Genomic DNA, 1,740 nt, shown 5'->3' with positions numbered 1-1,740 from the left:
ATGTGTCTCTGTTCACGGAGCAAATAGACTTGGTTCTAATTCTTTAATTGATTTAGTAGTATTTGGAAGAGCAGCAGCAAAAAGAGCAGCTGAATTAGTTAAGCCAGGAACACCTCATGAAGAAATTCCTGAGTCAGAAACACAAAAATGTTTAGATAGATTTGATAAACTTAGAAATGCACAAGGAAATAATAGTACTGCAGAACTTAGACTTTCAATGCAAAAAACTATGCAATCAAAATGTGCAGTCTTTAGAACAGAAAAAAATCTTAAAGAAGGTGTTGATGAGATTAAAAAAACTTATGATGGTATGGACTCAATTTCAGTTAAAGATAGGTCTTTAGTATTTAATACTGATTTAGTTGAAACATTAGAATTTGATAATTTAATAAGACAAGCAGTAACTACTGTAGAGTCTGCATATCATAGAAAAGAGAGCAGAGGTGCTCACGCGAGAGATGACTATCCAAAAAGAGATGACGAAAAATTTATGCAACATACTCTTGCTTGGTGTGATGGAAAAAATACAAAGATTAGTTACAGAGCAGTACACAAATCAACTTTAACAAATGAAGTTCAATATTTTCCACCACAAGAGCGAGTATATTAATGGTTCAGCTAAGTTTACCTAAAAATTCAGAGGTTAAAAAAGGCAAATATTTTAAAGACAAAACTGGATCTAAAAATTTAAAAAAAGTAAATATTTATAGATGGGATCCATCGACAGAAGAAAATCCTAGAATTGATACATACGAAGTTGATATGGATAATTGTCCATCTAAGGTGCTGGATATTCTAAATAAAATTAAAAATGAAATTGATCCTACATTGGCCTATAGAAGATCTTGTGCTCATGGTGTTTGTGGTTCTTGTGCTATGAATATGGGAGGAAAAAACGGACTTGCTTGTACAACTCCTCATGCAGAGATAGACGGTGACATCGATATTTATCCTCTACCTCATTTAAAAGTTAAAAGAGATTTGATTGGTGATTTAAATGGCTTATATAAACAATATCAATCTATTGAACCTTGGTTAAAAAATAACTCAACAAAACAGACAACAGAAATTTATCAGTCTAAAGAAGATAGAGCAAAACTTGATGGTGCTTACGAATGCATTATGTGTGCTTGCTGTTCTACATCTTGCCCAAGTTATTGGTGGAATGGAGATAAATATTTAGGTCCAGCAGTTCTGCTACAGGCTTATAGATGGATTATTGATAGTAGAGATGAAGAGAGAAAAGCTAGATTAAAAAAAGTTTCAGATGAATTAAAATTATATAGATGCCATACAATATTAAATTGTACAAATGCATGTCCTAAGGGCTTGAATCCAGCAAAAGCTATAGCTGAAATAAAAAAAATGTTAGCAACAGCTAATGTTTAAATAGACTATTCGATATTTTTGATCTAAAACACCGTATTCATGAAATTAATAGAACACTTCGTAAACGGTAAAATAATTCCGGGATCTTCAGATAAAAAAGGAAAAGTTTTTAATCCAGCAACTGGCGAACAAGAGTCAGAGGTAAGACTTGCTTCAAAATCTGATCTAGACAGTGCTGTTGAGGTAGCAAAAAAAGCATTTGAAAGTTGGTCTTTAAAACCTGCTCTACAAAGAGCTAGAATAATATTTAAATTTAAAGAATTAATTGAAAAAAATTCTGATGAATTAACTAAGTTAATAGTTTCAGAACATGGAAAAGTTTATGAAGATGCAAGAGGATCTTTAACTAGA

The 1,740-nt window shown here is 31.8% G+C and carries 2 protein-coding genes and 1 pseudogene; all 3 read left to right on the top strand.

The window, feature by feature from the left end; genetic code table 11:
* A pseudogene (locus tag AMN83_RS01690) lies at positions 1–610 on the top strand (succinate dehydrogenase/fumarate reductase flavoprotein subunit); the annotation flags it as partial.
* Positions 610–1,389 (top strand): succinate dehydrogenase iron-sulfur subunit, encoded by a 780-nt coding sequence (locus tag AMN83_RS01685; RefSeq protein ID WP_075503857.1) that lies wholly within the window; start codon positions 610–612, stop codon positions 1,387–1,389. The pseudogene AMN83_RS01690 and the gene AMN83_RS01685, both read left to right, overlap by 1 nt.
* A 39-nt stretch (positions 1,390–1,428) precedes the next feature.
* Positions 1,429–1,740, top strand: a 312-nt coding sequence (locus AMN83_RS01680; RefSeq protein WP_143323629.1) for an aldehyde dehydrogenase family protein, incomplete at its 3' end; no start/stop codon positions are given.

This window comes from Candidatus Pelagibacter communis (genome assembly GCF_001180025.1).
In the GTDB taxonomy this organism is placed as follows: Bacteria; Pseudomonadota; Alphaproteobacteria; order Pelagibacterales; family Pelagibacteraceae; genus Pelagibacter; species Pelagibacter ubique_A.
The sequence above is the reverse complement of the archived record's forward strand: the minus strand, read 5'-3'. Positions and strand labels throughout refer to the sequence as shown.